At 71.0% G+C, this 26,680-nt stretch carries 23 protein-coding genes; 11 read left to right on the top strand and 12 right to left on the bottom strand.

Annotated features, from left to right (window positions below; all coding sequences use genetic code 11):
- Positions 1–163: 163 nt before the first annotated feature.
- Positions 164–1,171: a hypothetical protein gene (locus ACFKCF_RS39470; protein WP_394500426.1), complete on the bottom strand. Its 1,008-nt coding sequence runs from the start codon at positions 1,169–1,171 to the stop codon at positions 164–166.
- A gap of 78 nt (positions 1,172–1,249) precedes the next feature.
- On the opposite strand from ACFKCF_RS39470, the gene ACFKCF_RS39475 reads away from it, so the two are divergent.
- The 3 genes from ACFKCF_RS39475 (at position 1,250) to ACFKCF_RS39485 (ending at position 4,793) form a co-directional block, all read left to right on the top strand.
- Complete coding sequence (locus ACFKCF_RS39475; protein ID WP_394500427.1) at positions 1,250–1,840, top strand: TetR/AcrR family transcriptional regulator; 591 nt, start codon at positions 1,250–1,252, stop codon at positions 1,838–1,840.
- A 261-nt stretch (positions 1,841–2,101) separates the two neighbouring features.
- Positions 2,102–2,464 (top strand): hypothetical protein, encoded by a 363-nt coding sequence (locus tag ACFKCF_RS39480; protein WP_394500428.1) that lies wholly within the window; start codon positions 2,102–2,104, stop codon positions 2,462–2,464.
- A gap of 97 nt (positions 2,465–2,561) precedes the next feature.
- The gene (locus ACFKCF_RS39485; RefSeq protein WP_394500429.1) at positions 2,562–4,793 is read left to right on the top strand and encodes a tetratricopeptide repeat protein; all 2,232 of its coding nucleotides are present in this window, start codon (positions 2,562–2,564) and stop codon (positions 4,791–4,793) included.
- 88 nt (positions 4,794–4,881) lie between these two features.
- Here the strand turns inward: ACFKCF_RS39485 and ACFKCF_RS39490 are convergent, their stop codons facing one another.
- Both ACFKCF_RS39490 and ACFKCF_RS39495 read right to left on the bottom strand, forming a co-directional pair.
- Positions 4,882–5,730 (bottom strand): TlpA family protein disulfide reductase, encoded by an 849-nt coding sequence (locus tag ACFKCF_RS39490; RefSeq protein ID WP_394500430.1) that lies wholly within the window; start codon positions 5,728–5,730, stop codon positions 4,882–4,884.
- Positions 5,727–7,631 (bottom strand): ABC transporter ATP-binding protein, encoded by a 1,905-nt coding sequence (locus ACFKCF_RS39495; protein WP_394500431.1) that lies wholly within the window; start codon positions 7,629–7,631, stop codon positions 5,727–5,729. Before ACFKCF_RS39495 ends, ACFKCF_RS39490 begins: the two co-directional genes overlap by 4 nt.
- A 291-nt stretch (positions 7,632–7,922) precedes the next feature.
- On the opposite strand from ACFKCF_RS39495, the gene ACFKCF_RS39500 reads away from it, so the two are divergent.
- Together ACFKCF_RS39500 and lanL are read left to right on the top strand one after the other, a co-directional pair.
- Complete coding sequence (locus tag ACFKCF_RS39500; protein WP_165974944.1) at positions 7,923–8,093, top strand: SflA family class IV lanthipeptide; 171 nt, start codon at positions 7,923–7,925, stop codon at positions 8,091–8,093.
- A gap of 113 nt (positions 8,094–8,206) precedes the next feature.
- Positions 8,207–10,969, top strand: a complete 2,763-nt coding sequence (gene lanL / locus ACFKCF_RS39505) for a class IV lanthionine synthetase LanL (protein ID WP_394500432.1) — start codon at positions 8,207–8,209, stop codon at positions 10,967–10,969.
- A 60-nt stretch (positions 10,970–11,029) separates the two neighbouring features.
- Here the strand turns inward: lanL and ACFKCF_RS39510 are convergent, their stop codons facing one another.
- Both ACFKCF_RS39510 and ACFKCF_RS39515 read right to left on the bottom strand, forming a co-directional pair.
- The gene (locus tag ACFKCF_RS39510) at positions 11,030–12,010 is read right to left on the bottom strand and encodes an aldo/keto reductase (RefSeq protein WP_394500433.1); all 981 of its coding nucleotides are present in this window, start codon (positions 12,008–12,010) and stop codon (positions 11,030–11,032) included.
- Entirely contained in the window at positions 11,998–12,924 is a 927-nt protein-coding gene (locus tag ACFKCF_RS39515) for an EamA family transporter (RefSeq protein WP_394500434.1), read from the bottom strand. The genes ACFKCF_RS39510 and ACFKCF_RS39515 overlap by 13 nt, the downstream gene beginning before the upstream one ends.
- 34 nt (positions 12,925–12,958) lie before the next feature.
- Here ACFKCF_RS39515 and ACFKCF_RS39520 point away from each other — a divergent pair, with 34 nt between their 5' ends.
- The 4 genes from ACFKCF_RS39520 (at position 12,959) to ACFKCF_RS39535 (ending at position 16,695) form a co-directional block, all read left to right on the top strand.
- Complete coding sequence (locus tag ACFKCF_RS39520) at positions 12,959–13,441, top strand: Lrp/AsnC family transcriptional regulator (RefSeq protein ID WP_394500435.1); 483 nt, start codon at positions 12,959–12,961, stop codon at positions 13,439–13,441.
- A gap of 205 nt (positions 13,442–13,646) precedes the next feature.
- On the top strand, positions 13,647–14,393 hold the full coding sequence (locus tag ACFKCF_RS39525; RefSeq protein WP_394500436.1) for a TetR/AcrR family transcriptional regulator: 747 nt from the start codon (positions 13,647–13,649) through the stop codon (positions 14,391–14,393).
- Positions 14,390–15,001 carry a GNAT family N-acetyltransferase gene (locus ACFKCF_RS39530; RefSeq protein ID WP_394500437.1) on the top strand — a complete coding sequence of 204 codons (612 nt, stop codon included), beginning with the start codon at positions 14,390–14,392 and terminating at the stop codon, positions 14,999–15,001. Before ACFKCF_RS39525 ends, ACFKCF_RS39530 begins: the two co-directional genes overlap by 4 nt.
- A gap of 140 nt (positions 15,002–15,141) precedes the next feature.
- Positions 15,142–16,695 (top strand): alpha/beta fold hydrolase, encoded by a 1,554-nt coding sequence (locus ACFKCF_RS39535; protein ID WP_394500438.1) that lies wholly within the window; start codon positions 15,142–15,144, stop codon positions 16,693–16,695.
- A 56-nt stretch (positions 16,696–16,751) separates the two neighbouring features.
- On the opposite strand, the gene ACFKCF_RS39540 is transcribed toward ACFKCF_RS39535, so the two are convergent.
- Entirely contained in the window at positions 16,752–19,565 is a 2,814-nt protein-coding gene (locus ACFKCF_RS39540) for an ATP-binding protein (protein WP_394500439.1), read from the bottom strand.
- Positions 19,566–19,639: 74 nt separating this feature from the next.
- On the opposite strand from ACFKCF_RS39540, the gene ACFKCF_RS39545 reads away from it, so the two are divergent.
- Positions 19,640–20,119: a dihydrofolate reductase family protein gene (locus ACFKCF_RS39545; protein ID WP_394500440.1), complete on the top strand. Its 480-nt coding sequence runs from the start codon at positions 19,640–19,642 to the stop codon at positions 20,117–20,119.
- Between the two features lie 22 nt (positions 20,120–20,141).
- On the opposite strand, the gene ACFKCF_RS39550 is transcribed toward ACFKCF_RS39545, so the two are convergent.
- From ACFKCF_RS39550 to ACFKCF_RS39575, 6 genes are all read right to left on the bottom strand, one after another.
- Positions 20,142–21,659 (bottom strand): MFS transporter, encoded by a 1,518-nt coding sequence (locus ACFKCF_RS39550; RefSeq protein ID WP_394500441.1) that lies wholly within the window; start codon positions 21,657–21,659, stop codon positions 20,142–20,144.
- Positions 21,656–22,822 carry an MFS transporter gene (locus ACFKCF_RS39555; RefSeq protein ID WP_394500442.1) on the bottom strand — a complete coding sequence of 389 codons (1,167 nt, stop codon included), beginning with the start codon at positions 22,820–22,822 and terminating at the stop codon, positions 21,656–21,658. The genes ACFKCF_RS39550 and ACFKCF_RS39555 overlap by 4 nt, the downstream gene beginning before the upstream one ends.
- Positions 22,819–23,181 (bottom strand): YciI family protein, encoded by a 363-nt coding sequence (locus ACFKCF_RS39560; protein WP_394500443.1) that lies wholly within the window; start codon positions 23,179–23,181, stop codon positions 22,819–22,821. Before ACFKCF_RS39560 ends, ACFKCF_RS39555 begins: the two co-directional genes overlap by 4 nt.
- A 1-nt stretch (position 23,182) precedes the next feature.
- Entirely contained in the window at positions 23,183–23,662 is a 480-nt protein-coding gene (locus ACFKCF_RS39565; protein WP_394500444.1) for an SRPBCC domain-containing protein, read from the bottom strand.
- Positions 23,663–23,962: 300 nt separating this feature from the next.
- Complete coding sequence (locus tag ACFKCF_RS39570; RefSeq protein WP_394500445.1) at positions 23,963–24,898, bottom strand: DUF5829 family protein; 936 nt, start codon at positions 24,896–24,898, stop codon at positions 23,963–23,965.
- 168 nt (positions 24,899–25,066) lie between these two features.
- Complete coding sequence (locus ACFKCF_RS39575) at positions 25,067–26,083, bottom strand: hypothetical protein (protein WP_394500446.1); 1,017 nt, start codon at positions 26,081–26,083, stop codon at positions 25,067–25,069.
- A gap of 188 nt (positions 26,084–26,271) precedes the next feature.
- Between ACFKCF_RS39575 and ACFKCF_RS39580 the strand changes: the two genes are divergently transcribed.
- The gene (locus ACFKCF_RS39580; RefSeq protein WP_394500447.1) at positions 26,272–26,613 is read left to right on the top strand and encodes a DUF5713 family protein; all 342 of its coding nucleotides are present in this window, start codon (positions 26,272–26,274) and stop codon (positions 26,611–26,613) included.
- The last annotated feature ends 67 nt before the right edge of the window (positions 26,614–26,680 follow it).

Genomic DNA, 26,680 nt, shown 5'->3' on the forward strand with positions numbered 1-26,680 from the left:
TGGAGACTGGATCCGGCCGCATCAAGCCGCGTCCCGGACGGATCGATCCTGAATGTGAGCTTTGTCGATAAGCGTCGCGCGGCTGAGTGCCTGAGTCACCCCTGCAACGCGCCTGACAGGCAGTGCCCCGGGCGGCAATCGCCGGAGCCGGCGATCGCCGCAGTCAGCGATCGCCGTGCGCGCCGACGAAGGTGGTGCCGATCTCCGCCATGCGCTCGGCCGCGTACCCGGGATCGATCAACGCCTCGGGGGTGTGGAGTCCGGGCGGCACGGGGGCGCCGCGCAGGCCGAGCAGTCGCTCGACGCCGAGGGCGACACCGAGCGCCGTCAGGGGGCGCTGCCCCTCCGGGTGGAAGAGGTGGCGGCTCGTCCTGAGCGGCGCGCCCGCGCGGTCCACGCCTTCGAGGTCGATCCTGACCTCCGCGGACGCGGGCCCGCCGCGCCGCCTGCCCGCCGACTCACCGACCGCGAACGCGAAGCGGACGTTGGGCGCGCCCGTCGCGAGGGCCAGGCTCGGCACGTCGAGGATGGGGACGATCTGGCCGGGCAGCACGGTGCCGTCGACGCCGGTGACCTCCACCTCCGCGTCGGGGCCGCTGACCCAGTGGAAGACGCCGTCGCGGCGGACGTGCCCCGCTGAGGTGGCGGCCAGCAGGCGTTCCATGTCCGCCATGGCCGCGGGCCCGCCGCCGTCCTGTTCGTCCAGCACGCCGCTGATCTCGATGGTGTCGAGCCGGTCGAACTCCCTGGCGAGGCCGAGCACCGCGAGGACGACGAGCCCCGCGTACCAGTGGCTGGCCAGCAGGATCGGCGTGGCGCCGGCTCGCAGGCCGGCGGCGACGACCTCCGGTCCGATGTCGACCAGGCCGCTGGAGATGCTGACGTACGGCAGGCCGCGGTCCTGTGCGAAACGCAGTCCGTTCAGGTGGCTGTCCCACACCGTTGCCACGACCGCCGAGTAGCCCCCGATCTCCTGGAGGCCGAGATCGCCTCGCCGCAGATCGATGGTCGCGGCTGCCGCGCCACCGAGCTCGTCGGCGACCCGCCGGGCGCGGCCGAGATCGCGGCCCGCGATCGTCAGCGGCAGCTCCGGGTACCACCGGCGCAGGAGGGTCGCGGTCCCCGCGCCCGCCTGGCCGGATCCACCCAAGATCAGTACGGAGTGCTCCACGGTGATGTCCTCTCACTAACCTACATTCTGTAACTTACATTTTGTAGCTTAAGCTGAGAGACGACGCAAGGGAGGACGATGGCCACGGGATCGACTCGCCTGTCCAAGCCGGCCAGGCGGGAGCAGTTGCTCGACACCGCCATGGCGATCGTGCGCGCCCACGGCACCGACAGCCTCACGCTGCTCAGCCTGGCGGAGGCCGCCGGAGTGAGCAGGCCAATCGTCTACGACCACTTCGGCACCCGCCCCGGCCTGCTGATCGCGCTCTACCGGCGGCTCGACGAGCGGCACCGGGCCGCCTCGGAGGAGGCCCTGCGTGACGCCCCGGCCGTCCCCCGCGAAATCGCCCGCGTCCTGAGCGCCGCCTACTTCGGCTGCGCCACCGACATGCCGGAGTGGACCGCCATCTCGGCCGCACTCAAGGGGAGCCAGGAGATGGAGGAGATCGAGCGCGAGCTGCTCGACGGCTACACGGACCTGATGGTCACCGCCCTGCGGCCGTACTCCGGGCTCACGCGGGAAGCCCTCCGACTCCGCTGCGTCGGCGTGCTGGGCGCGGCCGAGGCGATCGCCGCGGAGCTGAACCGGGGGCGTACCACCGTCGCCGCGGCCATCGCGGCGCTGACGGACCTGACCGTCGACGGCATTGACACCGGAGCTCAGGACTGACGCCGTCGCGGCCCGTCAGCCCTCGCTCAAGAGGAATCGATCTTCGATTGGATATTGCCAGCTTCGATCACGGGAGCGCCGATATCTCGGCACCCATCGAAGTGACAGCGCCCAGCTCGGGAGCGGGCTCCCCTGCCATCTTCGCTGCCTCCGAACAGCGATCGAGGCTGCCACGTGGGGTGCGGCTCCGATGTGTCACCAGACAGCGACAAAGGGCTTCGATCACCCTTGGTGGCAGCGTGAATACGCAACGATAGGAGCATGTCAAAACGTGCTGTGGCCTGGGTGGGCGGCGCCCTGGCTGTGATCGCCGCGATCGCCATGGGCGTCTACTTCGCCGCGGTCGGGCTGGAGGAGGCCGACAAGCTCGCCAGCTCGATCGGTGCGTTCTTCGGCCTGGCCGGGTTGGTCCTGGCCATCTACGGGACGGTCAACGCCCGACCTTCCGGCCCGCCACCACCGCGGCCCTCTGAGGCAGGGAACACGCCAGGGGCCGTGCACAACGAGATCAGCGGCGGCACCCATTCCGGCGTGTACATCCTCGGCCGTGACGTCACCTTCAGCTCTCCGCCCCCGCCTGTTCCCCCACCGAATGGTCCTGACGCCTCCGGGGTGAGCCGATAACGTGGCCGATCACACCTACAACAAGATCACGGGTGGATCCTTCCCGTTCGCCACGGTGATCATCGGTCGCGACCTCACCATCCAGCTCCCGCCGCAGGTGCAGACCGCGCTGAAGGGACCGCCCAGGCGATCGCGGGCGTTCACCGGCCGCGACCGTGAGCTGGCCGAGTTGACGGCACTGCTCGACCCGGCCGGCCCACAGGGCGAGGTGGCTCAAGTAGCGGTGTTGGCCGGGACGGGTGGGATAGGCAAAACCGAACTGGCGGTGCAGGCCGCCCACGCCGCGTGGGCGAAAGGCTGGTTCCCGGGCGGCGTGCTGTTCGTCGACCTGCTCGGCTACGACCCGCAGCGGAGGCGTGAGCCTTCCGCAGTACTGGATGGCATGCTGCGGGCAGCGGGTGTCCCGGGCGAGCACATCCCCGCGGAAGAGGAAGACCGCTCCCGGCTGTTCGCATCGGTCATGGCCGCCTACGCCGAAGCCGGCCGGCACGTGCTGGTAGTGATCGACAACGCCGCCTCTTCCGCCCAGGCCCGGCCTTTGCTCCCTTGGGTGGGAAAGGCAGTGGTCACCTCCCGCCACACTCTGGCCGACCTGGACGCGCGCATCCTCGAACTCGACGTCCTCACTCCGGCCGCATCGGTCGACCTGCTGGCCAGGCAGATCCGTCTCACCTGCGGCCCCACCGACACACGAGTCACCGACGACCCCGGCAGCGCCCAAGCCATCGCCCGGCTCTGTGCCGGTTTTCCGCTGGCACTGCACATTGTGGCCGCCAACCTCGCCACCCCCCACCGCTCTCTGGCACAGATGGCCGTCAACCTGGAAGGCGAACGCACCCGGCTCGACAGGCTCCGGTATGCGGCAGGGAGTCCGGACGACAACGCCGTACGGGCCGCGTTCAACCTGTCCTACCAGCAGCTGCCCCCGGCGGATGCCCGGCTGTTCCGCCTGCTCACCGTCAATCCGGGCCCCGACATCTCCGCTCAAGCCGCCACCGTCGTCAGCGACATGGACGGGCCGGAAGCCGACACCGCGCTGCACGAACTCGCGCGCGCTCACCTGATCGAACCCGGCCACCTCGACGGCAGATGGCGGATGCACGACCTGGTCCGCCTGTTCGCCACCGACCTCGCCGACACCCATGCCCGCGACGACGACCGGCCCGGCGCGCTGACCGCGCTCTTGGCGTACTACCTGGCCACCGCGCAGGCCGCCGGCGAGCATCTGGACCTGACGGACACCGGCGAAGAGGCAGAGGAGTTCGGTGGCCATGGCAGGGGGCTTGCCTGGCTGGATGCCGAATATGCCAATCTGGTCGCAGTCGTCGAGACGACCGCGCGCGGCAGTGCCCACCACCACATAGTCCGCGATCTCCCCCTCGCTCTGGACGGTTTCCTTGACAGGCGGCGGCGCCTCGATGACTGGGTCACCTTGACCACTCACGCGCTGGCCGCCGCCCGTCACCTCGGCGACCGGTACCACGAAGGCTCAGCTCTGAGCAATCTTGCGACCGCCCAGTCCGAGCAGCGAAGATTCGTCGACGCCCTCGCCAACTACCAGCAGGCGGTCGACATCTTCCGCGAGATCGGTGACCTGGACGGCGAAGGCACGGCCCTGGGCAACGCCGGCACCGTCCTGACCGACCTGCGGCGCTACCACGAGGCCGTCACCGTTCATCGGCGAAGTCTGCGCATCTTCCGGCGGATGGGCAACAAGTACCGTGAGGGCGGCGCGCTCACCAACCTCGGGATGGCGTTGACACATGTGCAGCAGTTCAGCGAGGCCATCACCGCCTACCAGCAGGCCGCCGACATCTTCCGCCAGATCGACGACCGGCACGGTGAAGGCCTGGCCGTGGCCAACCTCGCGGCAGCCTTGGCCCGGACGGGTCGATTCAGCGAGGCCACCGCCCTCAACCGGCAGGCCGCCGGCATCTTCCACGAGGTTGACGATCGGTATCACGAATGTCGTGTACTGGAGCAGTTGGGCGAGGTGCACGCCCAGCTGGAAAGGTTCGACGAGGCCATCTCCGTCTACCGGCGTGCCGCCGACGACTTCCGCGAACTCGGCAGCCACCACAACGCTGGCCAGGTCCTCGCCAGGCACGGCGGCGTCCTGACCACGATGGGACAGTTCGGCGAGGCCGCCGATGTCTACCAGCAGGCCGCGGACGCCTTTCGCGAGGCCGGCGACCATGCCAACGAGCTCACAGCACTGATCCACCGAGACTCGGCCCGCAGGGCACTGGCCCGCCGCCCCATCAAGGCGGCCCTGGCCCGACTGCGCGGCAGCCGGCGCAGCACTCAGAAGAAGGACGACCTGACCTGAACGGGCTCGCTCAGCAAGGCGATTGATGACGCGGGCCCTGCTCTTCCGACGACGAGCATGTGCCAAGCACGACAGTCGTCCCTGCGTGTCAACGCCCGTCTCGGGGAGCGACCGCTTCGGCGCGGGACAGAACCTGCTCCAGCTGTGCCGGATCGGCCGCGCCGCCCGCCGACAGGACGGTGCCGGTGCGGTCGATCACCACCACGTACGGCGGCCACGGGATGTCGTTGCGGTCGAAGACCTCCGGGTCCACGACCACGGGCAGCCCGGCGCCACCGTATCCCTCCACCGCGCTGACCAGCGCGACATCCAGGTGCTCGGCTGTCGCGACGAACTCCGGCAGCATCGCCTTGCACAGCCCGCACTCCGGCGAGACCAACGCGTACATCGTCCGGTCGCCGGCCGGCTCCGGCTTGCCGTTGAGAGCGAAGCGCGTGCCGGGACGCGGCCCGTACGAGACCCTCTCCGCGCGTAGCAGCCGCGCGGGCAGGAAGGCCAGCCCGAGCAGGACCGCCGCCACCGGAAGCTGGACGGGCGCGAACGCGACCGGCCCGGTCAGAGCCGCCGTCACCGCGAGCACCAGCAGCAGCCCGGTACGCAGCAGCGTGCCGGGCCCGACGAGGTCACGGCCGCCGAAGCACCCGCAGTCCACGGCCATCCGGCGCCACATCACGGAGGCCATGGCCGCCAGGAAGGCGGCGAACAGGACCGCCGCCGCCACGGCGCCCCACCGCCGGCCGCCCGGAGCGAGCAGCAGCCCGCCGGCGGCCGGCTCGGCCACGAGCACGCCCACCGCGGCCGGACCGGCCAGGCTTCCCGGCAGCACCTGGTAGCCCGCCACCGACCGGGCGAAGCCGGGCACGTCCCGCAGCTTGACCAGCGCCGCGATCAGCAGCGCCGCGGTCACGGCGAGGTACGCCGACTCGGCGACGATCATGGCACCGTCTGGTGGTAGGCCGAGGCCTGCAGCTCGTACAGGCCGGCGTACAGGCCGTCGCGTTCCATCAGCTCGGCGTGCGTGCCGTGTTCAGCGATCGCGCCGCCGTCCAGCACGTAGATGCGGTCGGCGTAGCGGACGCTGGCCAGCCGGTGGGTGATGAGCACGATGGTGCGACCGGCGGCGTGGCCGCGGATCCGCTCGAACAGGGCGTGCTCGGCACGGGCGTCCAGGGCCGAGGTCGGCTCGTCGAAGATGACCAGCGCGGCATCGTCGCGGTAGAAGCCGCGTGCCACGGCGATGCGCTGCCACTGGCCGCCCGACAGGTCGTGGCCGCCGCGGAAGCGGCGGTCGAGCAGCGCGTCGTAGCCGTCGGGCAGCCGTGCCACCACCTCGTCGGCGCCCGCCGCGGCGCAGGCGGCGGCAAGCCGGTCCTCTTCCAGGGGGCGCCCCATGACGATGTTCTCACGGACGGTGAGCGGCCAGCGCGTGTGATCCTGGGCGATCACGGAGATCCGCCGCCGCAGCGCGTCACCGTCGAACGCGTCGAGGTCCACGCCGTCCCAGCGGATCGTGCCCTCCTGCGGCTGGTACAGCCCGGCCAGCAGCTTGGCCAGGGTCGTCTTGCCCGAGCCGTTCTCGCCGACCAGGGCGATGACCTCGCCCTGGCCGACCGTCACGCTGACGCCCGAGAGTGCGGGCCGGTCGGCTCCGGGGTAGGTGAACGTGACGTTCTCGGCCGTCAGCAGGCGGAACGGCGCCGGCCCGGCAGGGGTTGCCGGCGGCGGGGGGACGCGCTCCCGGGCGGACTCGCAGAAGGCCAGGTAGTCGCCGAAGTAGAGGCCTGCCTCGTAGAGCCGGTTCATGGTCTGGATCAGGGCGGTGAGCGACATCTGCCCGGTCCTGATCGCCAGCACGGCCGCGCCGGCCACGGACAGCGGGATCACGCCGACGGCCAGCAGCACGCCGAGCACCACGTACACGCCGGCCGTGGCCAGGCCGGTCAGCAGGTCGCCGCCCGCCTTGGTCGCGGCCCGCCGCCGTGCCACGTCGAGCTGGACGTCCTGTTCCAGGTCGGCGACCTTGGCGTACTGGCCGAGCAGGAAGTCCCGGAGCGTGAACGCCCGCACTTCGGCGGCGGGCTGCCGTTCGGCCATCAGGTCCGACAGCATGAACTTGCGCCGCCGCGCGGCGGACAGCCGGTAGAACGCCTGATAACCCAGCCGCGCCATGCGTACGGCGGCCCATCCCGCCGGCACGGCGGCGACCAGCAGTAACGGCATGAGGATCGGGTGCAGCAGGCCGAGCGCCACGGCCGAGGCCAGCACTCCGACCGCGCCGGTGACCGCGGCGATCGTCGTCTCCACCACGGTGGCGGTGTCGGGCACGCCGCTGTCGCGGGCCCGGCGCATCGCGTTGTGGAAGTCGTGGTCGTCGAACGCGGCCAGCTCCACCCGGGTGGTCAGCTCGAACAGGCGGGTCTCGGCCAGCCGTTCGACCAGCGGTTTGAGCCGGGCCTGCGCCCATCCGGCGCCGGCCAGCAGCGCTCCGCGCAACCCGGTGGCGGCGGCCACGAGCAGCAGCGAGGGCAGCGCGGTCCATACCCGATCGAGTGTGGGGCCGGCGGCCAGCAGCGAGGCCAGCACGTCGGAGGTGGCCACCAGGCCGAAGACCGTGAAGACGCCGGCCGCGAGGTTGCCCGCCAGGGCCACGGCCGTGTCGCGAGGACTGGCCTGCCACGCCATCCGCAGCGCGGCGGCCACCAAGGACGGCAGCCTGCGGGCGATCGTACCGAGGGTGGCGGTCAGCAGGTGCTCGTCGTGACTCTCCCAGTACTGGGCCACGAGCCCCGACCGGTCGTCCGGGACGCTCTTCCTGCGTCCGCGCCGCCAGAGCCTCACGCGCGGGCGCCGTTCCGAGACCGGCACGCCGGAGATCCCCCCATCACGAACGTCAATCTAGAAGATCGAACTCTCGCTGTAAAGGTGCATGTAAACACATTTTTGGCTGTTACGGCTACCTCTGGACAGGCTTCCGGATATATGCACATAATGCCTCCGTTTGCTCGCGACGGGGGAACATCGAGCTGGTTCCCGGTCACGGGCAGGGCACGGGAAAGGTGCCTACCGGCGCCATCCCGAGGCTCGGATCCCTACGCCGGCCGCCCATAGGTGGCCAAGGAAGGAGCCCTTATGTCGGTCCTCGCACTGGAGCCCCGCGACGCCGGAGTCCTGGAGTACGAAGATCTCGCCGTCGACTTCGAAGGCGAGCTCAACAAGCTGCTCCACGGCCCGCAGGCCTGCGTCAACACCTGCAAGCGTACGGTCTGCAGCAGCTTCCCCTGCTGCCCGTCCATTGTGTGAAGCGCCTGATCCCACGCGGTGAAGCGTGGTGACGAGATGCGCTGGGGAAAGGCCGTCGGCGATGCTCTGATGGCCTTTTCTCATATCAGGACGATGCGCTCTGTTATCGAGGGATGACCGTGGACTTTAATGTGCTCGACCGCCTTACCCAATTTGCAGATTCGAACGGTAGGGAAATATACGAGGACGACACGTGGATCAGCGTTCACGATCCTCACCACGACATTCCGTTGCAGGGCTGGAAAATCCACATTTCCGCACGTCCCGGCACCCTCAACGACACCCTTGACCGCGCGCTGCCGATCCTGGCCGGCACCGGCTGCGCCTTCAAGGTCGCCCGCTCGACCCACCGGCTCATGGAGCTCAACTCCGGCGACGTCGACCCGGGAGCCGTGGGCAAGGCCATGACGGTCTACCCGGAGCAGGACGCGGTGGTCGAACTGGGCCACGCCCTCGCCGACGCCCTGTCCGGGCTGTCGGCCCCGCGCGTCGTCAGCGATCGGCGGGTCCGCCCCGATGCTCCGGTGTACTACAGGTATGCCCCGTTCGCCCCGCAGTACCGCGTGGACGAGAACGGCGACTTCGAGCTGATCGTGATCGGGCCGGACGGCGAGCAGCTGCCGGGCGCGGCCGGCCCCGAGTTCACCTGCCCGCCCTGGGCCACCGACCCGTTCCGCCCCACGGAGCCGGCCGGGCCGTCGCAGCCTGATGAACGGCCGTCACCGGGAACGCCGCCGGCAACGCCGCTGGGAACGCCGCTGGGAACACTGCCGCCCGCCCAGACCACCGGGCAGGCCGCCGACGGCGGCAGCGGGCGGCTCATCGGCGGCCGGTACCGCGTGACCTCCGGCGTCGTGCGCGGCCCGCGCGGAAACGTCTACCGCGCCACCGACGCCGCCGGACGGCGGGTCGTGGTCAAGGAGGCCCGCGCGTACGTCGGGGAGAACGTCGAGGGCTGGGACCTGCGGATGTACCTCCGCAACGAGCTGCGCGTCCTGCAGGCGCTCGCGGGCGTGGCAGGCGTACCGGAGCCGATCGACCACTTCCGGCACGGCGAGGACGAGTTCCTCGTCATGACCGACGCGGGCAGCCGCGACCTCAACCGTTTCGTCGCGGAGAACGGCCTGTTCACCGAGGAGCCCGGCACCGGCGAGCGCGACCTCGGCACGCTCGCCGTCCGGCTGCTGGAGGTGATCGACGCGGTGCACGCGCACGGCGTCGTCATCCGCGACCTGTCGCCCAAGAACGTCGTGCTCGGCGAGGACGGCCGCTGCACCCTGATCGACTTCGGCAACAGCAGGTACGACGGGCTGCAGCTGCCCGGCTGGAGCCGCGGCTACAGCGTGCCCGACCAGCACACCGACCGTGACTCCGTGCCCGCTGACGACTACTTCTCGCTGGGCGCCACCCTGTTCTTCGCGGCGACCGGGATGAACCCGATCATGATCGGCCCGGACCCGGTCCGCAACGTCGAGCGCACGCTCATGTGCCTGGCGGGGATGTTCCCGGACGTCACGGCGGGCGTCCTCGGCCTGCTGCCCGGCCTGCTGAGCCTCGACCCCGCCGACCGCACCGCCGCCGCCGCCGAGCTCAGATCCGCCCACGAACCGGATCCCGCCGCCGAGCTCAGACCCGCCCACGAACCGGGTCCCACCGCCGATCGGCCGCAGGTGAGGCGGTGGAAGCTGCCCTCCCCGCCCAGGCTCACCGGGGAACTGCTGTCCAAGGCGCTCGACCACACCGTGCGCGAGTGCGCGGCCTTCGCCGAGCAGCTGATGGCCGCGCCCGAGGACGCCCGCCGGGAGAGCCCGCCGGTGACCAACGTCTACGGCGGCAGTGCCGGAGTCGGCATGGAACTGCTGCACCACCCGGAGGCCAAGGCCGTGGCCGCCGACCTGGCCCGGTGGACGGCCCGCGTGATGCCGCCCGCCAAGCTCCCGCCCTCGCTGTACTTCGGCCGTACCGGCACCGCGCTGTTCCTGACCGCGGCCCGGCTGAGCGCCGCGCCGGAACTGGCGGCGCCGGCCCCCGTCACCATCGACGGCCCGCAGCGGGCCGACCAGGCACACGGCGTGGCAGGCATCGGCTCGGGCCATCTGGCCCTGGCCGCCCTCGACCCCGGCGATGCCCGGCATCTGCGGATCGCCGCCGAGTGCGCCCGGCTGCTGATCGCCGGTGAGGTCACGCGGTCGCAGGACGCCGTGGCGCCCGCCCAGCCCGGCTCCGGCGTGTCGGTCGACACGGCGTACGCCCACGGCGACGCGGGGTGCGCGGACTTCCTGCTTTCCTACCACGAGGCCACCGGCGACCGAGCGGCGGGCGAGGCGGCCCGGGAGCGGCTGGCGGCGCTGGCCGTCCAGGCCGAGGCGCTGATCGGCGAGTTGCACGGCCCTGATGCCCGGGCCATGGGGGCCTCCTGGTGCCAGGGCATGTCGGGCATCACCGGCACGCTGGCCCGCGCGGCCCGCGCGTACGGCGAGGACCGCTACCTGGAGCTGGCCGAGCGGGGCGCGCGGGCGTGCCTGGTCGTCGCCCCGCAAGCCTGGGTGGTCTCCCAGTGCTGCGGCCTGGCGGGCATCGGCGAAGCGCTGATCGACCTGGCGATCGTCACGGGCCATGACGACTACTGGCGCCACGCCGAGGACATCGCCGAGCGCATGCTGGTACGGGCCGGCGGCGAGCCGGCGCAGCCGGTCTTCCCCGGCAACGACCTCGACAAGGCGGCCTACACCTGGAGCACCGGCACCGCTGGCGTCCTGTCGTTCCTGCGCCGCCTCGACCGCCGCTCGGGCACCCGGCTGTGGACGGCCGACTGGCGGCTGCCCGAATCGGAGCGGGCAGCGCACTCGGCGGTTGGATCAGCGGCGAGCGGGTGAGGGAGCTGGAGGCGGCGCCATGCCCCGGCCAAGGGGGCCGACCCTGCCCACCGGCGGCTTTCAGGAGTGCCCGATGATCCGATGCGGTCGATAGGGGGCCTCCAGGCGGGCCACCTCCTCTTCGCTCAGGGACACCTCGACCGCCGCGATCGCGTCGTCGAGGTGACCCACCTTGCTCGCCCCGACGATCGGCGCGCTCACGCCAGGTCTCCCGAGCAGCCATGCGAGCGCGAGCTGCGCCGGGGGCAAGCCTCGTTCGCCCGCCACCGCGCGCACCACGTCGACGACGTCGAAGTCCGCGTCCTCGTACATGCTGTCGGCCAGCGGGTCCCTGCCGGATCGGACCGTGCGCGGCCGGCCGTCGCGGTGGCGGCTCCCGGTGAGCAGTCCGCGTGCCAGCGGGCTCCACGGGATGACACCTACCCCCTGGTCCAGGCAGAGCGGGATCATCTCTCGCTCCTCCTCCCTGTACACCAGGTTGTAGTGGTTCTGCATCGACACGAACCTGGTCCAGCCGGCTGTCTGAGCAGTGTGCTGCGCTTTGGCGAACTGCCAGGCGTACATGCTGGAGGCCCCGATGTAGCGTGCCTTGCCGGCCCGCACCACGTCGTGCAGGGCCTCCATGGTCTCCTCGACAGGCGTCTCGTAGTCCCAGCGGTGGATCTGGTACAGATCGACATAGTCCGTTCCGAGCCTCGTCAGCGAGGCGTCGATGGCGGCCAGCACGTGCTTGCGGGACAGCCCTCGGTCGTTCGGGCCCGGCCCCATCGGGAAGTAGACCTTAGTGGCGAGAACGTAGTCGTCGCGGCGCGCGAAGAGCTTGCCGAGCAGCCGCCCGGTGATCTCCTCGCTCGCGCCGCCGGAGTACATGTCGGCGGTGTCGAAGAACGTCACACCGGCCTCGACCGCGCGCCGTACGATCGGCTCGGCCGCGTCCTCGCGCAGGATCCAGTCCCGGGATTCCGGATCGCCGTACGTCATCATGCCCAGGCAGATCCGCGAGACCCGCAGTCCCGACGAGCCCAGCTTCATGTATCGCACTTCGTCTTACCTTCCTGTGAGAGCGTGGCCTTCACCGCGGTTGGAGGGGGCCGAAGTTCCCGATGGAGCGCGACCGAGAGCACCACGAGCCCGACCCCGGCCAGCTCGGCAGGTGACGGGAGTTGCCGGAGCACCACGACCCCGATCACCGTTGCGGTGGCCGGAAGCAGCGCCACCAGCAGCGCGTACGTGGAGCGGGCCATGCGTGCCATGGCGAGCTGATCGCACACGTACGGGATCACCGACGAACAGATCCCCACCCCGATCCCGGCGGCGAGTGTGACCGGGTCGATCATCGCGGGAGCGGCCTGCCAAACGGCCACCGGCGCGACGAACACGCTGGCGATCAGCATGGCGGCGGCCAGTCCGTCGATGCCGCTGACGCCGCGCAGCCGCCGAGCCGTACCGTGAGCCAGCACGATGTAGGCGGCGAACAGCGCCGCGTTGGCGAGGGCGAACACCAACCCCAGCGGTTCCCCGGCCAGCCGGATGCCGGTCAGCACGTATACACCGCCGACGGCCGCCACGAGTGCCGCGAGATTACGTGCCGTACGGGCACCGAGCGCGGCCAGCACGATGACCGGCAGAAACTCGATCGCGGCGACGGTCCCCAGAGGCACGCGGGCGATCGCCAGGTAGAAACAGACGTTCATGGCCGCGAGCACCGCACCCCAGGCGATGATCGTACGACGACCCTCCGCGTCGAGCCGGGCGAGGGTCCGCCAGGGACGACGCCAGAGCGCGAAAACGAGTGCCGCGCTCCAGATCCTCAGCGCCGCGACCCCGAGCGGGGCGAGCGTGGCGAACAGGAGCACGGCGAAGGCCGGGCCGAGGTAGTGGAAGACGGCGCTCCCGATGAAGTAGGTCCATGGGGGCGCCGCGGAGAGGACGGCGCGGGGGCCGGTGAGCGGCATGACGCCATCGTCGGCCAACCCGTAATTTAGGAGAATGGCGAATCGAAAGATCAGACCCGAGCGGGCATACGAACCGAAGGGAATGGACGCCCTCGACCTTCGTATTCTCGCCGAGCTGCAGGTCGACGCCAGAGTGAGCTTCGCCGAGCTGGGCCGCCGGGTCGCCCTGTCGGCCCCCGCGGTGGCCGACCGGGTGCAGCGGCTGGAGGAGTCCGGAGTGATCATCGGTTATCGCGCCGAGGTCGACCCGCGGGCGCTGGGTTTTCCGGTCACGGTGATGGTCCGGATCCGTCCGGCGATCCGAGAACTGCAGCGCATCTCCAAGATCGCCCAAGAGGTTCCCCAGATCGTCGAGTGCTACAGGATGACCGGGGATGACTGCTTCTATTTCACGATGCACCTGCGGGCGGTCGACGAGCTCGAACCGATCCTCGACCTGTTCACCCCGTACGGTCAGACGACCACGTCTCTCATCCATACCGCGCCCGTGCCACGCCGCCCCCTGCCCCTGGAGTAAGACCCGGGCCGCCTTCCGATTCGCCCTACGGTCCTCGAGCGCGGTCTCCCTGCGGTCCGACGGGCGCGAACCGGTTCCGGCCGCATGGGGGGATCGCTCGTCCGAGGTCTCCTGAGACAACAGAGGAATGCGCTCGAACCTGGAAGTCGCCGCCACTTTCTCCGTACGAGATATAGTGTAGCTCGTACGGAGTTAAAGGGGCGTGATGGAGCCAGAGCAGAAGCTGCCGACGGTGATCGCACAGATGTGGGGGCGGGAACCCGGGTCGCGCCGCGGCCCCCGCCCCGGCCTCACGCTGGGCCGGATCACCGACGCGGCGATCGAGATCGCGGACGCCGAGGGCCTGACCGGCGTGCGGATGAGCAGCGTGGCCGCCCGGCTGGGCGTGTCCACGATGGCGCTGTACGGCTATGTCCCGAGCAAGGATGATCTGCTCACCGCGATGGTGGACGCGGCGGCCCCCGACCCGCCCGAGCCCGGCACGCTCACCTGGCGGGACTATCTGACCGCCTGGACCCGCGCCTACCGCGACTTCCTGGCCGGCCACCCGTGGCTGCTGGAGGTCGCCCCCCTCACCCCGCCCACAGGGCCGCGTGCCCTGCGCTGGCTGGACCGGGCACTGACCGTGCTGACCGGCGCCGGGCTGGCGGCGGTGGAGGCCGTCAACATCACCACCACCCTGTCCGCGTACGCCGCCAGCTCCGCCACCCTCCTCACCGCCATGAGCGGCACGGTGGACGAGGCGGGACCAGAGGGGCCGGCGGGCTACACCGCGCTGCTCACCCGGCTCGTCGACGCCGACAGCTACGCCGGGCTGGCGGCGGCTCTCGAAGCCGGAGCCTTCGGCGCCGCGCGGGACTGGGTCGAGGACGCCGACTTCACCTTCAGCCTCACCCTGCTCCTCGACGGCATCGAGGCACTCATCGCCAGACGAAAGGGGACCGAAGCGTGATCGAGGTCAAGCGTGCCGTCGACCTGGGCGAGAGCCACCGTGGAGCGATCGCCAGGATCTTCGTCGACGGGTTCGGGGCCGACCTGTCCTTCTTCTCCAAGGACCCCGACGAGCTCGCCGGCGCCCTGGCGCACATGCTGGTGCTCGACGTCTTCCACGTCGGCCTGATCCACGGGGAGCCGGCCGGCATCGTCGCGTGCACCGACGGGCGGCAGCGGGCCGTCCGGCACGACGCGCGAGAGCTGCGCAGGCACCTCGGCGTCCTCAAGGGGACGATCGCTCACCTCTCGTTCAGCCGCGAGTTCGAGCGGCCCCTGCCGTACTTCAGGGAGAGGATGGCCTCGCTGGAGTTCGTCGCGACCGGATCGAGGTTCCGCGGGCGGGGGGTGGCCACGGCCATCATCAAGCACCTCCTCGACCTGCCGCAGTACGACGAGTACGTGCTGGACACCATCGCCGACGTCAACACCCCGGCTCTGCGCCTGTACGAGAAGCTCGGCTTCACCGAGTTCAAGCGGACCAAGGTGCACCACGCGAAGATCACCGGGATCGGCGCCTACGTCGGCATGCGCCTGATCCAGAGAGAACCGACCTCCCGCACGATCTGAGCAGGATCCTGGCACGCGGCCTGCGCAGCCGTACCCTCTTCCAGGACCCCGCCCAAGAGCCCCACGCCCGCGACCCGCACGCCCTGGGCCGTCCTCACGGAAACGGCGAGGAAACAGCCGCTGCTCTACTACTGGTCCGCATGACGTACCGAACTTCACTGACGGCACTGGCCCTGGCGCTGGCGGGGGTGGTGGCGCATCCCGCCGCGGCGAGCGCCACCGCGGGCCCCAGCTCGACCTCCGGGGTGTCCTCCGTGCAGTGGAAATCCTGCCCGGCCTACTCCGATGAGGTGATCCGCAGCCTGGGCGTGGCGGAGGAGAAGGTCGCGGCCTTCCGCTCCTTGATGAAGCGCCTGGAGTGCGGGACGGTCAGCGTCCCGTTGAACCACCGTGAGCCCGGCGGGCGGGAGATCGACATCGCGGTGACCCGGCTGGCCGCCACGGACGCGGCCCACCGGCTCGGCGCCGTCGCCGTCCTGCCGGGCGGGCCGGGCAACAGCGGATACCTGGACCCGGTCCTGCGGACCGCGCTCAGGAACGAGGAGATGGCGGGGCTCAACGAGCGGTACGACATCATCGGCTTCGACCCGCGCGGGGTCGGGTACAGCACCAAGGTCGCCTGCCCCCTCTCGCCCCATGGCCCGCAGGAGCCCGGCACGCTGACCGAGGAGGCGGCCAGGAAGATCTACGACGCCCAGGTCGCCGCCAACCAGAAGTGCGGCCGCTCCGACCCCGCCTTCCTCGGGCAGCTCACCACCGAGAACGTGGCCAAGGACCTGGACCTGGTACGGTCCGCGCTGGGCGAGCGCAGCCTCAACCTGCTCGGCTTCTCCTGGGGCACCTATCTGGGCATGGTGTACCGCAGCCTGTTCCCCGGACACACCGGACGGGCCTTCCTGGACAGCGTGGCGCCGCCCTGGACCCGTGTCGACGAGCACGCCAAGGGCTCCGCGGAGGCGGCCGAGCGTAACTTCGGGCGCATGGCCGCCTGGCTGGCCCGCCGCGACGGGGCCTACGGTCTCGGTGCCACCGCCCGGCAGGTGCGCGAGGAGGTGACGAAGCTGGTCCGCGCGTACGACAAGAGCCCCAAGATCTACACCGACCTGCAGCGGCCCATCGACGGCTCGGCCGTCGCCGACCTGGCCAGGCGCAACTCGACCGAGTGGACGCGCGCGGGCAAGGCGCTGGCCGAACTGCGGACGGCGGCGGGCACCACCGCCCCGCCCGCCGTCAAGGAGTTGCTCGGCGCGCCGATGATGGGGACGCCCGCTCCCGGCGCGCCCGAACCCCTGAACATGACCATGAACCTGGCCGTCGCGTGCAACGAGGACAGCAGCCGGGCCGGTTTCGACACCGCCTGGCGTGACTACCAGCAGCTCCTGAAGCGCCATCCGGCGACCGGCCGGTCCTGGGGACTGCCCGTCATGTGTCCGGGCTGGCCGCTGCCGGTGCAGCAGGCCACGTTGAAGCGGGGCAGCGGGTCACTGGTGCTGGCGGGGCATCTGCACGAGTTCATGTCCGTCTACGACTGGACGCTGCAGACGCGGCGCGCCATCGGCGGCACCGTCTACACGGTCGCCGACGACGTGCACGTGTCCACCACCCGGGTGCCCAAGTGCGCCGCCGACGTGGTGCGCTACTTCGAGACGGGCCGGATCGGCAGAGGGTGCGAAGGCAGCCCGATCCCGAGCTGACCACCGGTTTCGGGCCCGGGGCGACCCGCCACGGTCGCTGCTGGTGACGGCGGTGGTCAGAAGGACGGCTGCACCCCGATGGCGCGCAGTTCGTTGATCGTCTCCTGCTCCCGGCCAGGCAGCAGACGCAGCGTGCAGGCACGCTCGAATCGCGAGTCGATCGACGTCCATCGTTCGACCGCCTCCGCCAGCGCGTCGTGATCGCCGTGCAGGATCCCGCGGGCACGGGCCAGGCAGGCGGCCGCCCAGTCGTTCTGCTCGGCGTACGGCATGGCGGCGGCGACGCGTTCGGCCGCCTCGGGCAGGCCGGCCACGACCGCCAGCTCGGCTCCGGCGGCGCGCGCGTAGGCCTCGTACCAGCGCACGGTGAAGGGAGCGAAGGCGCGCTCGACCAGCGTGGCGGCCTGATGGTGGTCGCGGGTGCGGACGGCGATCCTGGCGTCGACGAAGGCGGCGAAGGGCGCCAGCACCGGCGAGGAGGCCGCGTCCTCCATCCTGGCCATCTCCAGCGCGCGCGAACGCCAGAGGTCGAACTCGCCGGTGCCGGCCAGCCCGTGAGCGAGCGCCGCGGCGTAGACCGCGGTCGCCATCCAGGCGCTGCGCGGGCTGCCTGCCTGGTGCCAGGCCTCCCACATGGCGGGCGCCTGCTCGAAGACCTCCGTGAAGCGGCCGCTCAGGGCGAGCGGTCTGATGGTCTTGGGGATGGACAGGTAGGGATGTTCGCCGATGGGGTCTTCGCGCTGCGCGCGGTCGGCGACGGCGAGCGCGGCCGGCAGATCGCCGACGCACAGCTCCGCACGCGCCGCGGAGTGGAAGGTGTCGACGATCTCGGCCGCGGCGGACGGCTCATGTGCCGGCAGCTGCTCGATGAGCGTGAGCCGCTCCCGACAGATCCGCTGGACGGCGCGCATCCGGCCGGCCCGCGAGTACGCGCGCGTGAGCACGTCCAGCGCGCCCAGGAGGACGATGGCGTCACCGCATTCACGGGCGGTGTCGACGGCGGAGCAGGCGAGTTCGAGGCCGCCCTGATCCCAGGCCCGCGCGATCGCCACCAGCGCCGCGGTGCGCGCATCGGCGGGGGCGGCGCCGGCGCTCGCCTGGTCGATCAGCGCCGGTAGGCGTTCGGACATCGGGTCGCGATCGTGCGCGCCTCTGTATCGGTGGGTGACCACGAGGGCGGCGGCGAGCGCGGCCGCGCGCAGGCCGGCGTGTTCGGCTTGGTCGGCAGCCCGCACCAGCAGGCGGAAGGCCAGGGAGCCGTCGGCGATCGAGACGGCCGTGGCGGCCGCGCGCAGGAGGTCCTGGTGACCGTCCGCGGCGTCGCGGGCCCGGTCGGCGGCGGCCAGGTAGTGGCCGATCGCCTCCCGATGGAAGCGCCGCGCGAACGTGAGGTGCGCCAGCGACCTGGCCAGCCGATGGGCCTGCCGATCCGGTACGGCGGGCGTGTCGGCGAGCTTGTCGGCGGGCATGTCGGCGGGCATGTCGGCGGGCATGTCGGCGGGCATGTCGGCGGACGTGTCGGCGGACGTGTCGGGGGGCATGTCGGCGGGTGTGTCGGCGAGCGTGGCCCGCAGATCGTCGGCCACCAGGTCGAACTGCGGTGTCCAGGTGCCGTCGAGCCGTGATTCCAGCGTCTCGGCCGTGCCCGCGGCCCAGCGCAGACGGAGCCGGCGCGTCTCCTCGGTCTCACCGCTGTCCGCGAGCCGGTCGGCGGCGAAGGCTCTGATGGTCTCCAGCAGCCGCCACCGGCCCCCGCCCACCACCCCGATCAGGCTCTTGTCGGCCAGCCGGCCGATGACGTCGGCTGTCGCGCTGGGCGGCGTGGCCGGCATGAGCGCCGTGGCCGCCGCCAGGTCGAACCCGCCGGTGAACACCGACAGGCGACGCAGCAGCGCGCGTTCCTCCTCTTCCAGCAGGTCGTAGCTCCAGCCGATGACCGCACGCAACGAGCGGTGCCGGGGCGGCCTGCCGCGCGCGCCCGACAGCAGCCGAAGCCGGTCCTGCAGCCCCACCCGCAGGGCGTCGATGCCCAGCACGGCGACCCGCGAGGCGGCCAGCTCGATCGCCAGCGGCAGCCCGTCGAGCCGGGCGCACACCTCGGCGATGACCGCGGGCTCCGCGGCGAATCCTGGATCGATCGCGCGTGCCCGATCCAGGAACAGCGTCTCTGCCTCCCCGGCCAGCGGCGGCACCGTGATGACCCGCTCGCCGGGCAGGCCCGGCCGCTCCCTGCTCGCGAGCAGGATCCCCGCTTGGGGGCAGTCCGAGCGCAGGCTCTCCACCAGATCGCCGACCTCGTCCAGCAGGTGCTCGCAATTGTCGAGGACCAGCAGCGACCGACCCAGCGCGAGCCGCTCGGCGACCACCCGCTCCAGCGGCTGGGGCGGACGCTCGGCCAGGCCCAGCGCGTCGGCCACGGTTCGCAGGACGAACCCCTCGCCGACCGGGGTCAGATCGATGAACGCCCCGCCGGCGGGGAACTCCGTCGCGGCCGCCTGCGCCACCACGGCGGCCAGCCGGGTCTTGCCGACGCCGCCGGGCCCCACCAGGCAGACCGGCGCGGCGTGGGTCAGCGCCGCCAGTGCCTCCTGCCGCTCCTGCCTGCGGCCGACGAAGGACGTGTGGCTGACCGGGATTCCCTCAACGTGCCCCGGCCTGGTCGAAGGGGATGCCCGGTGCCCGCTCATGGCCACCAGGGCCGCCCTGTTGGCCACGCCGTACTTGCGCAGCAGCGAGGAGACGTGACTTTCCACGGTACGGATCGAGAGCTGCAGCCGGTGGGCGATCTGCGCGTTCGTCAGGTGCTCGGCTACTCCCGCCAGCACTTCGGCCTCGCGGGGCGAGACCTCCCGCGGCTCGCCAGGAACCATACGGCCATTGTGGCGTACGTGCTCCTCAGCGGCGAATCAGTGACGGCTGCGTAGTAGTCGGGTGATCTTCACGGATGCCCTGGTACGGCCGGGCGGGCCAAAGTAGCCGGCAGCAGATCGAGGCGCACCTGGCCGCCGCGGACACCATGCTGCTCGGGCGGCGCACGTACGAGGAACACGCCGGCTACTGGCCGACGGCGACCGGCGGGCTCGCGGACCGGATGAACGACCTCCGCAAGGTCGTCTTCTCCGCCACGCTGCCCGCGGTCGAGTGGCGCAACTCCACGCTGGTCAGCGGCGACGCCATCGAGGAGGTCACGCGGCTCAAGCGGGAGCCCGGCAAGGACATCGTGGTCACCGGCGGCGTCACCCCGGTCCAGGATCTGCTGCGTGCCTGCCTGCTCGACGAGCTGCGGCTGCTCATCGACCCGGTCGTCGTCCGCAAGGGCAGGAAGTTGTTCGAGTACGACGGCGGCCGGCTGACCTGCAAGCTCCTGGCCTCGCGCCGCTACAGGACCGGCACCGTCTCGGCCACGTACGCGGTGGCTGATTGACTCGCCGTCCCCTCAGTGCGGGTCACTCCACTTTCCGGCCGCCGGGCGCGATCCCGGACGCCTTGGGGCGCGTGAGGAGCAGCACCAGGACCAGTACGGCCAGGCCGACGAGGCCGACGACGTTGTAGGCGTCGGTGAACGCCGCCCGCACGCCCTGCAGCAGCCGCAGGTCGCCGCGGGCGGTGGCCTCCCCGATGCCGTCGACGACGCTGACGGCGGCCGGCGAGTGCGGCAGGTCCAGGCGGGCACGGTAGACCACGGTGCCCAGCGATCCCAGGACGGTCAGGCCGACCGCGATGCCGAGCTCGTTGCTCACCTGGGCCAGTGCCGCGCCGGCACCGGCGCGCTCGGGCGGGGTGGCGCTGATGACGCGGTCCATGAGCAGCGGGAACGCCGCTCCGATGCCGAACGCGGCCAGGCCGGCCCCGGTCGCCGCCAGCGGGCGGCCGATCCAGGTGACGGGCAGGACGGCGTACAGGGTGAATCCGAGCATCATGATCAGCAGCATCGACACCACGATCGTGCGATGGGCGAGCCGGCGGTTGAGCCACGGTCCCAGGTTGGAGGCGGCGATCATGAGGGCGATCTGGGGCAGGGTCCACCATGCGGCGCCGAGCGGGGTCAGTCCTTGCACGTCCTGCAGGTAGAGGTTGAAGAACAGGGAGCTGCCGCCCATGATCAGCGAGGTGAGGAACAGGGCGGCCAGCGTCCGCGCCGCTGCCGGGTTGCGGACCAGGTCCAGGTCGAGCAGCGGGTTGTCCAGCCGCCGCTGCCGCCGGAGGAACTGGCCGCCGAGGATGATCCCGGCCGTCAGGGCGAGCCAGGCCGAGACGTCCGCGCCGTCGTTCACCCAGGCCTTGAGCGCGTACACGATCGCGAGGATCGCGGCCAGGCTCTGCAGGGTGCTCACCAGGTCGATGCGGGGTGCCTGGCCGGAGCGCGTCTCCGGCAGGAGCCGCGGCGCGATGGCCATGGTGACCGCCATGACCGGAACGCTGATCAGGAACACCGACCCCCACCAGAAGTGGGCGAGCAGCAGCCCGCCGACGAACGGGGCCACCGCCATGCCGGCGAGGAACACCGTCATGTACGCGCCCATCGCCTGCACCCGCGCCTTGGCGTCGGTGAACAGCACCCCGATCAGCGACATCGACGCGGGCATGATGGCCGACCCCGCCACGCCCATGACGGCCCGGGCGAGGATCACCAGCAAGGGGGTCGTGGCGAAGGCGCCGACCGCCGACGCCACCGCGAAGATCGCCGCGCAGATCAGGATCATCCGCCGGCGGCCGATCCGGTCGCCGGCGGCGCCCATGGCGAGCATGGATCCGGCGACCAGGAAGTTGTAGCTGTCGGTGATCCACAGCAGTTCGGAGGCGCTGGGTCGCAGGTCGCGAGCGATGGACGGCAGGGCGGCGCCCATGACGGAGATGTCGATGGCGACCAGCAGGGTGGGCAGGGCGAGGGCGGCGAGCGCCATCAGCCGGCGCCTGTCACCCCGGTTCCGGTCGATCGCGGGAGTCATTGCGTTCAGGGTCATTTCGGATCCTTACTGTTGCGGGCACGTGGGACGAGGGTGACGGCGAGCGCCATCAGGGCCGCGGTGATCAGCAGCGCCGGCGGGTAGCCGGTCAGGGGTGCCAGGAGACCGACCGCGAACGCGCCGGCGGCCATGCCGCTGTCGTAGGCGGCGTTCCACAGGGCGCTGACGGTGCTGAACATCTCCGGACGGACGCGCCCGTACATGACGGTCATGGTGGCGTTCTGCAGGACGCCGAACCCGGCGCCGAAGACGGCGGCGCCGGCGACGACGCTCACGCTCCAGTGCGTCAGCGACACGGCGGCCATGCCGGCCGCGGACAGGACGAGGCCGGGAAGCAGGAGGCCGTCGTGCCCCCTTCGGTCGCCGGCGCGGCCGGCGACCCATTTGGCGAGCGTCGCGGTGGCCGACTGGGCCAGCAGCGCGGCCGGCGCGACCCAGTCGGGTCCGCCGCGCACCGCGAGCGGCACGAAGGTGCACAGGATCCCGGTCCCGGCGGCCGACGCGGCGAACACCGCGGCCGGCCACATCAGGTACGGCGAGCGCAGGCCGGCCGGCACCCCCGCGGCCCGCCCCGCGACCGCCGGACGGCCCGGCAGGAACGGGACGGACAGGATGGACAGGACGGGGACGGCGGCGGTGGCGACGAAGACGGCGTCATAGCCCGCGACCTGCGCGAGCCAGCTGCCGGCGGGCAGCGCCAGGAGCGCGCTGACCCCGCTGACCAGGCCCACCAGCGCGAGCCCCTCGCCGCGCCGCTCGGCCGGCACGAGTTCGGCGGTGAGCGCGCCGCCGGCCACGACCGTGACCGCGAAGCCGGCGCCGCGCAGGGCGCTGACGGAGATGACGGCCGTGGCGTCCGCGGACGACAGCAGCACGAGGGCGGGCCCGCCGAGGGCGAGCAGGCCCAGGCCGAGCGCCCACCGGTAGCCGAGCCTGGCCACCAGGGCCGGCGCGGCCAGTTCGACGGCCACGGTGGTCACCAGCAGAGCGGCGTTCGCGGCGCCGGCGACGGTGGGGCCCGCCGACCGCTCGGCGTACTCGGGAACCACGGCGAACGGCAGGAAGAACCCGATCGACGAGGCCACCACGGTGGCCATCCGCAGCAGGAGCGCCCCGGTGACGATCGGCGGACGCGCCGGCGTACGAGTGACGGCGATCATGGTTGCGCACCGGCTTCGTGGATCACCGGCCGGACCTCGATGGCGGTGTGCCGGGCGTCCGGGATCAGGGCGGCCAGCTCGACCGCGCGCTCCTCGCCGGCGACGTCGACGACGTAGTAGCCGCACAGGAAGGCTTCTGACTCGGCGAAGGGGCCGGCGTCGGTCCGCGTGGCGCCGTCACGAACCCGTACGGTCCTGGTGCTGTCCGGGGCGGCCAGCGCCTTGGTCTCCACCATCTCCCCGGACTCGGAGATCAGCTTCTGGAAACACTCGTGGCCCTGGAAGACGTCGTTGTGCTCGTCTTCGGTCAGGGACTGCCAGAGGACGGGGTTCATGTGCATGATCAGCAGGTACTTCATCTCAATTCCCTCTCGTGGGGCGGTTGGGGGGCCTGCCTTTCGGGCCGCGCAGCTCCGCGTCCAGGGACTTCAGCGCGTTTCGCATGTGCTGTTCGAACCGGGAGGTGTTCTCGGCGGTGAGGAAGGCGACCTGCTCGGTGTGGACGAGCCTGGTGCTCGATCCGTGCCGGACGAACTCGATCGTGGCCAGTGACACCAGGATGCGCACCTGGTCGAGCAGCACGTCGTAGCTGTAGACGATGCGCTTGCTGGGCACGATGTCGAGATAGCGGGCCTGCACCGTGTGCGCCGGACCACCCACCTGGTTGCCGTGGTACCGCTCCAGTCCGCCGACCCGGAAGTCCAGGTCGAGCCGCGGGTTCCGGCCGACCGGACCGCTGGACCAGCGGGCCTTGACGGCCGGGTCGGCCCAGGCGGAGAAGACCTCGACCGGTGGCGTGTCGTAGACGTGCTCGGCCACGAAGGTAACGTGGTTGATCATGAGAGCCTCTCGGGGGAGGGCGCTTCCATCTGTTACCGGCGACTTTGGCCTGCCACGGCGTACCAGGACATCCGTGCGGACCACCTGACCACTACGGGGTCTCCACTGACGTGCCACGGAAGGGACACGGGGGCCGCTGAAGGGCACGGGGGCCGAAGGGCACGGGGGCCGAAGGGCACGGGGGCCGCTGAAGGTTCGGCTGCCTCGTCCCGGCCTGGCTGACGCGTGAAACGACGAAGCCCGGCCGGCGACGATCAGTGTCGTCGCCGGCCGGGCGCGTGGAAGAGGTGTTGTGAAGCTTTACTGCGGGGCGTCGAAGGTCCACTCGGCGCGGGCGCCCGGACCCACGACGAGGGTCGAACGTCCGATCCGCTCCTCGTGCCGGGTCTCCACGGAGCGGTTGAGCGACATGGTGACCTGCTTCAGGCCCGCCTGCTCACGCGCGACGGAGTCGAGCTGGATGACGGTGCCGCCGCCGGTCGCGATCGCACCGCCCCCGACGACCGCGACGTCGAAGCCGCCGGCTCGCAGCAGCGGCAGCGTGTTGGCCAGGTCCCGCGCGGTGACACCGATGCGGATGTAGCCGATGTCCCGCATCAGGTGGTCCTGGTAGGCGTCGGGCAGGTAGCGTTCCCGGCTGACGTCACCGGGGTAGCTCTCCGGCTCGGTCTGGCTGCGCGGGTCGGCGAAGTATTCGGGGAAGTACTCCATCGCCCACGGGTCGAAGGCTTCGTACTGGGCGGAGGTGGTGCGGATGGTGTCGAACCACGGGATCGGGACACCATCGCCGAAGTCACGTGTCTGGCGGTATTCGGCGGGGTCGGAGATGCCCTGGGCCTTCAGCTGCGCGGTCACCTTGTCCAGGTCGCCGGCGCGCTCGGCCGAGACGGCCAGCCCGGCGGAGCCGAAGAGGGCGTCCTGGCCGGGCAGGTCGTTCTCACCGAACAGCTCGATGTAGGTCTCGCGGCCCTTGAGGTAGCGGCCCTTCCAGGTCAGGCCGCCACCGGTCGTGGTGCGGACCTCGAAGTTGGCGAACTCGCGCAGGTAGGCCGAGTTCTCGACGGCGTCCGCTGTCTCGCGGTCCACCACGCTGTAGGCGTGGTTGTAGAACAGCAACTGCTTCTGGGACGACACGTGGGACTCTTCGGCCTGGGCCGTCCCCGCACCCCCAGCGATCGCGACGGTGCAGGTCGCGGCCAGAGCAGTGATCATCCGTAATGTCCGGCGAATCAGCATGAAGTGATCTTAAAGCGAGGGCGATCGCCTTCACTGTCGTTTTGACAAGACCCAAACAGCAATTGTGGCGATCTTATAGCGGCTCTGTAGTGGGCCGTCCCGGCGTCCGCGCACCTGCGCGCACGTGCCGCCCGCGCAGGTGCACGCCGCCGATCCCTACCCGGCGCTTCAGAAGTCGATGAATCCGTACAGCGCGAGATGGTTCGACTTCGTGCTGCTCACGGTGTGGTCGATGCTCGACGGCCGCACGGTGCCCTTGACGAACAGGTAGTCGATCTTCCTGGAACCGGAGGTCGCCCTCGCGCCGTAGCCGTTCATGCCGAAGCCGCCGAGTGTCGAGGCGGCGATGTTCGTACGATTCGCGTCGATCCCGATCACGCGGATCGTCGACGCGTTCATGAGGCTCGTGGCGTCCGCGCCGACATGGATGCCGGAGTTCGCGATGCCCGTGTAGCCCGCGCCCGCGCAGGCGTTGGCGCCGTTCTGTTCCGGGAGGTGCATGGTCGCGGCGAAGACCGTCGTCCCGGTCTCCTTGATGGTGAACCTCGCCGCGATGGCGCTCGTGCGCTTCCATTTGTATTGGTTGGTGGTGCCGTCGTCGCTGTCCGGCGGCTTGTACAGCGTGCACCCGGCCCCGCCGTTGTACGAGGTCCCGGGCTTCAACCAGCCCGCGCTCCAGTACTTCGAGATGTCACCCGCCGCGAGACTCAGCGTCCGGGTGTTGTAGATGATCCCGTTGGTCTGCCTCTTCTTCAGGTCGCCGAGCGACTGCTGGCTGCACTTGTGTGTGCTGCCCCACTCCTCGGGGTTGTCCCAGGCCACGATCGCCTTGTACGTGCCCGCCGGATGACCGAACATGGCCGAGAGCTGGTCGGCGTAGGCCGTGGCCTGCCCGGTGCCGCGCACCTGTTGCACGATCAGGAGGTCGGGAGCCAGCACCCCGGAGGTGCCTGTCTTGCCGTCGTCGTCGACCAGCATCGACGCGAGGCGGTCCGGGCCGGAGATCCGGGTGCAGGTGCCGTCGGCGTTGTTCCTGACCAGGTTCTCGATGTTGTTGTTGTAGACCCGTAAGACTCGCCCCTCGGCGGCCGCGGGCGCCGCCTGCGCCTGTGCGATCGGCGTGGTGGCGAGTGCGGCCACCGCCGCGAGTGCCAACGCGCCAGGCGCTCGATAATGGGATGACATTGTCGCAGATTAGCGATCTTCCCGGATCCTGCCCAGGCCGGCGATTCCCCCTGCCGACGCCGTTCAGACGTTCAGCTCACGTAACAGGCGCGAGCGCCCGGGCTTTGCGTCCAGGTGATCAGTACTGGCCGTTGTCGGTGGCGTCGGGCAGGATCGGCACACCGGATCACGGCGCGAAGGAGAGCAGGGTGCCCCCCACCGACCAGCAGGCAGCCGGCCACCCTTTCCTCAAGGGCATGTACGAGGACGCCTACTACCCTCGCCGGCTCGTCGACCAGGGCAGGGAGATCCTGCTGCGCCTGTGCGAGCGGATCGAGGCCGAGCGGCCGTCGGAGCTGGCGGCGCTGTACGTCCTCACGCAGGCGGCGACGGACGAGTTCAACGAGCTTGCGGTCGAGTTCCTGGCGGCCGGCAGCCAGATGGAGACCGTGGCGCGCGAGGTGATCGCCGAGGACTTCTGGTTCGTGGCGACGGCCTACGGGTTCGCGGACGCGGACATGGAGGAGCTGATCGCGACCCGCGACTGGTGACGGACCCCGAAGGCGCGGGCTCGCCGCCGCGAGTGGAGGCGCGGGCTCGCCATGTTCCCCTCGCCGC

It is taken from the genome of Nonomuraea sp. JJY05, assembly GCF_043496855.1.
GTDB lineage: Bacteria > Actinomycetota > Actinomycetes > Streptosporangiales > Streptosporangiaceae > Nonomuraea.

What these genes read in the sequence shown, in the direction of transcription:
- ACFKCF_RS39475 (WP_394500427.1), top strand. Translation starts at nt 1,250, where the DNA reads ATGGCCACGGGATCGACTCGCCTGTCCAAGCCGGCCAGGCGGGAGCAG.
- ACFKCF_RS39480 (WP_394500428.1), top strand. Translation starts at nt 2,102, where the DNA reads ATGTCAAAACGTGCTGTGGCCTGGGTGGGCGGCGCCCTGGCTGTGATC.
- ACFKCF_RS39490 (WP_394500430.1), bottom strand. Translation starts at nt 5,730, where the DNA reads ATGATCGTCGCCGAGTCGGCGTACCTCGCCGTGACCGCGGCGCTGCTG.
- ACFKCF_RS39500 (WP_165974944.1), top strand. Translation starts at nt 7,923, where the DNA reads ATGTCGGTCCTCGCACTGGAGCCCCGCGACGCCGGAGTCCTGGAGTAC.
- lanL (WP_394500432.1), top strand. Translation starts at nt 8,207, where the DNA reads ATGACCGTGGACTTTAATGTGCTCGACCGCCTTACCCAATTTGCAGAT.
- ACFKCF_RS39515 (WP_394500434.1), bottom strand. Translation starts at nt 12,924, where the DNA reads ATGCCGCTCACCGGCCCCCGCGCCGTCCTCTCCGCGGCGCCCCCATGG.
- ACFKCF_RS39520 (WP_394500435.1), top strand. Translation starts at nt 12,959, where the DNA reads ATGGCGAATCGAAAGATCAGACCCGAGCGGGCATACGAACCGAAGGGA.
- ACFKCF_RS39525 (WP_394500436.1), top strand. Translation starts at nt 13,647, where the DNA reads ATGGAGCCAGAGCAGAAGCTGCCGACGGTGATCGCACAGATGTGGGGG.
- ACFKCF_RS39535 (WP_394500438.1), top strand. Translation starts at nt 15,142, where the DNA reads ATGACGTACCGAACTTCACTGACGGCACTGGCCCTGGCGCTGGCGGGG.
- ACFKCF_RS39540 (WP_394500439.1), bottom strand. Translation starts at nt 19,565, where the DNA reads ATGGTTCCTGGCGAGCCGCGGGAGGTCTCGCCCCGCGAGGCCGAAGTG.
- ACFKCF_RS39545 (WP_394500440.1), top strand. Translation starts at nt 19,640, where the DNA reads ATGCCCTGGTACGGCCGGGCGGGCCAAAGTAGCCGGCAGCAGATCGAG.
- ACFKCF_RS39550 (WP_394500441.1), bottom strand. Translation starts at nt 21,659, where the DNA reads ATGACCCTGAACGCAATGACTCCCGCGATCGACCGGAACCGGGGTGAC.
- ACFKCF_RS39555 (WP_394500442.1), bottom strand. Translation starts at nt 22,822, where the DNA reads ATGATCGCCGTCACTCGTACGCCGGCGCGTCCGCCGATCGTCACCGGG.
- ACFKCF_RS39560 (WP_394500443.1), bottom strand. Translation starts at nt 23,181, where the DNA reads ATGAAGTACCTGCTGATCATGCACATGAACCCCGTCCTCTGGCAGTCC.
- ACFKCF_RS39565 (WP_394500444.1), bottom strand. Translation starts at nt 23,662, where the DNA reads ATGATCAACCACGTTACCTTCGTGGCCGAGCACGTCTACGACACGCCA.
- ACFKCF_RS39570 (WP_394500445.1), bottom strand. Translation starts at nt 24,898, where the DNA reads ATGCTGATTCGCCGGACATTACGGATGATCACTGCTCTGGCCGCGACC.
- ACFKCF_RS39575 (WP_394500446.1), bottom strand. Translation starts at nt 26,083, where the DNA reads ATGTCATCCCATTATCGAGCGCCTGGCGCGTTGGCACTCGCGGCGGTG.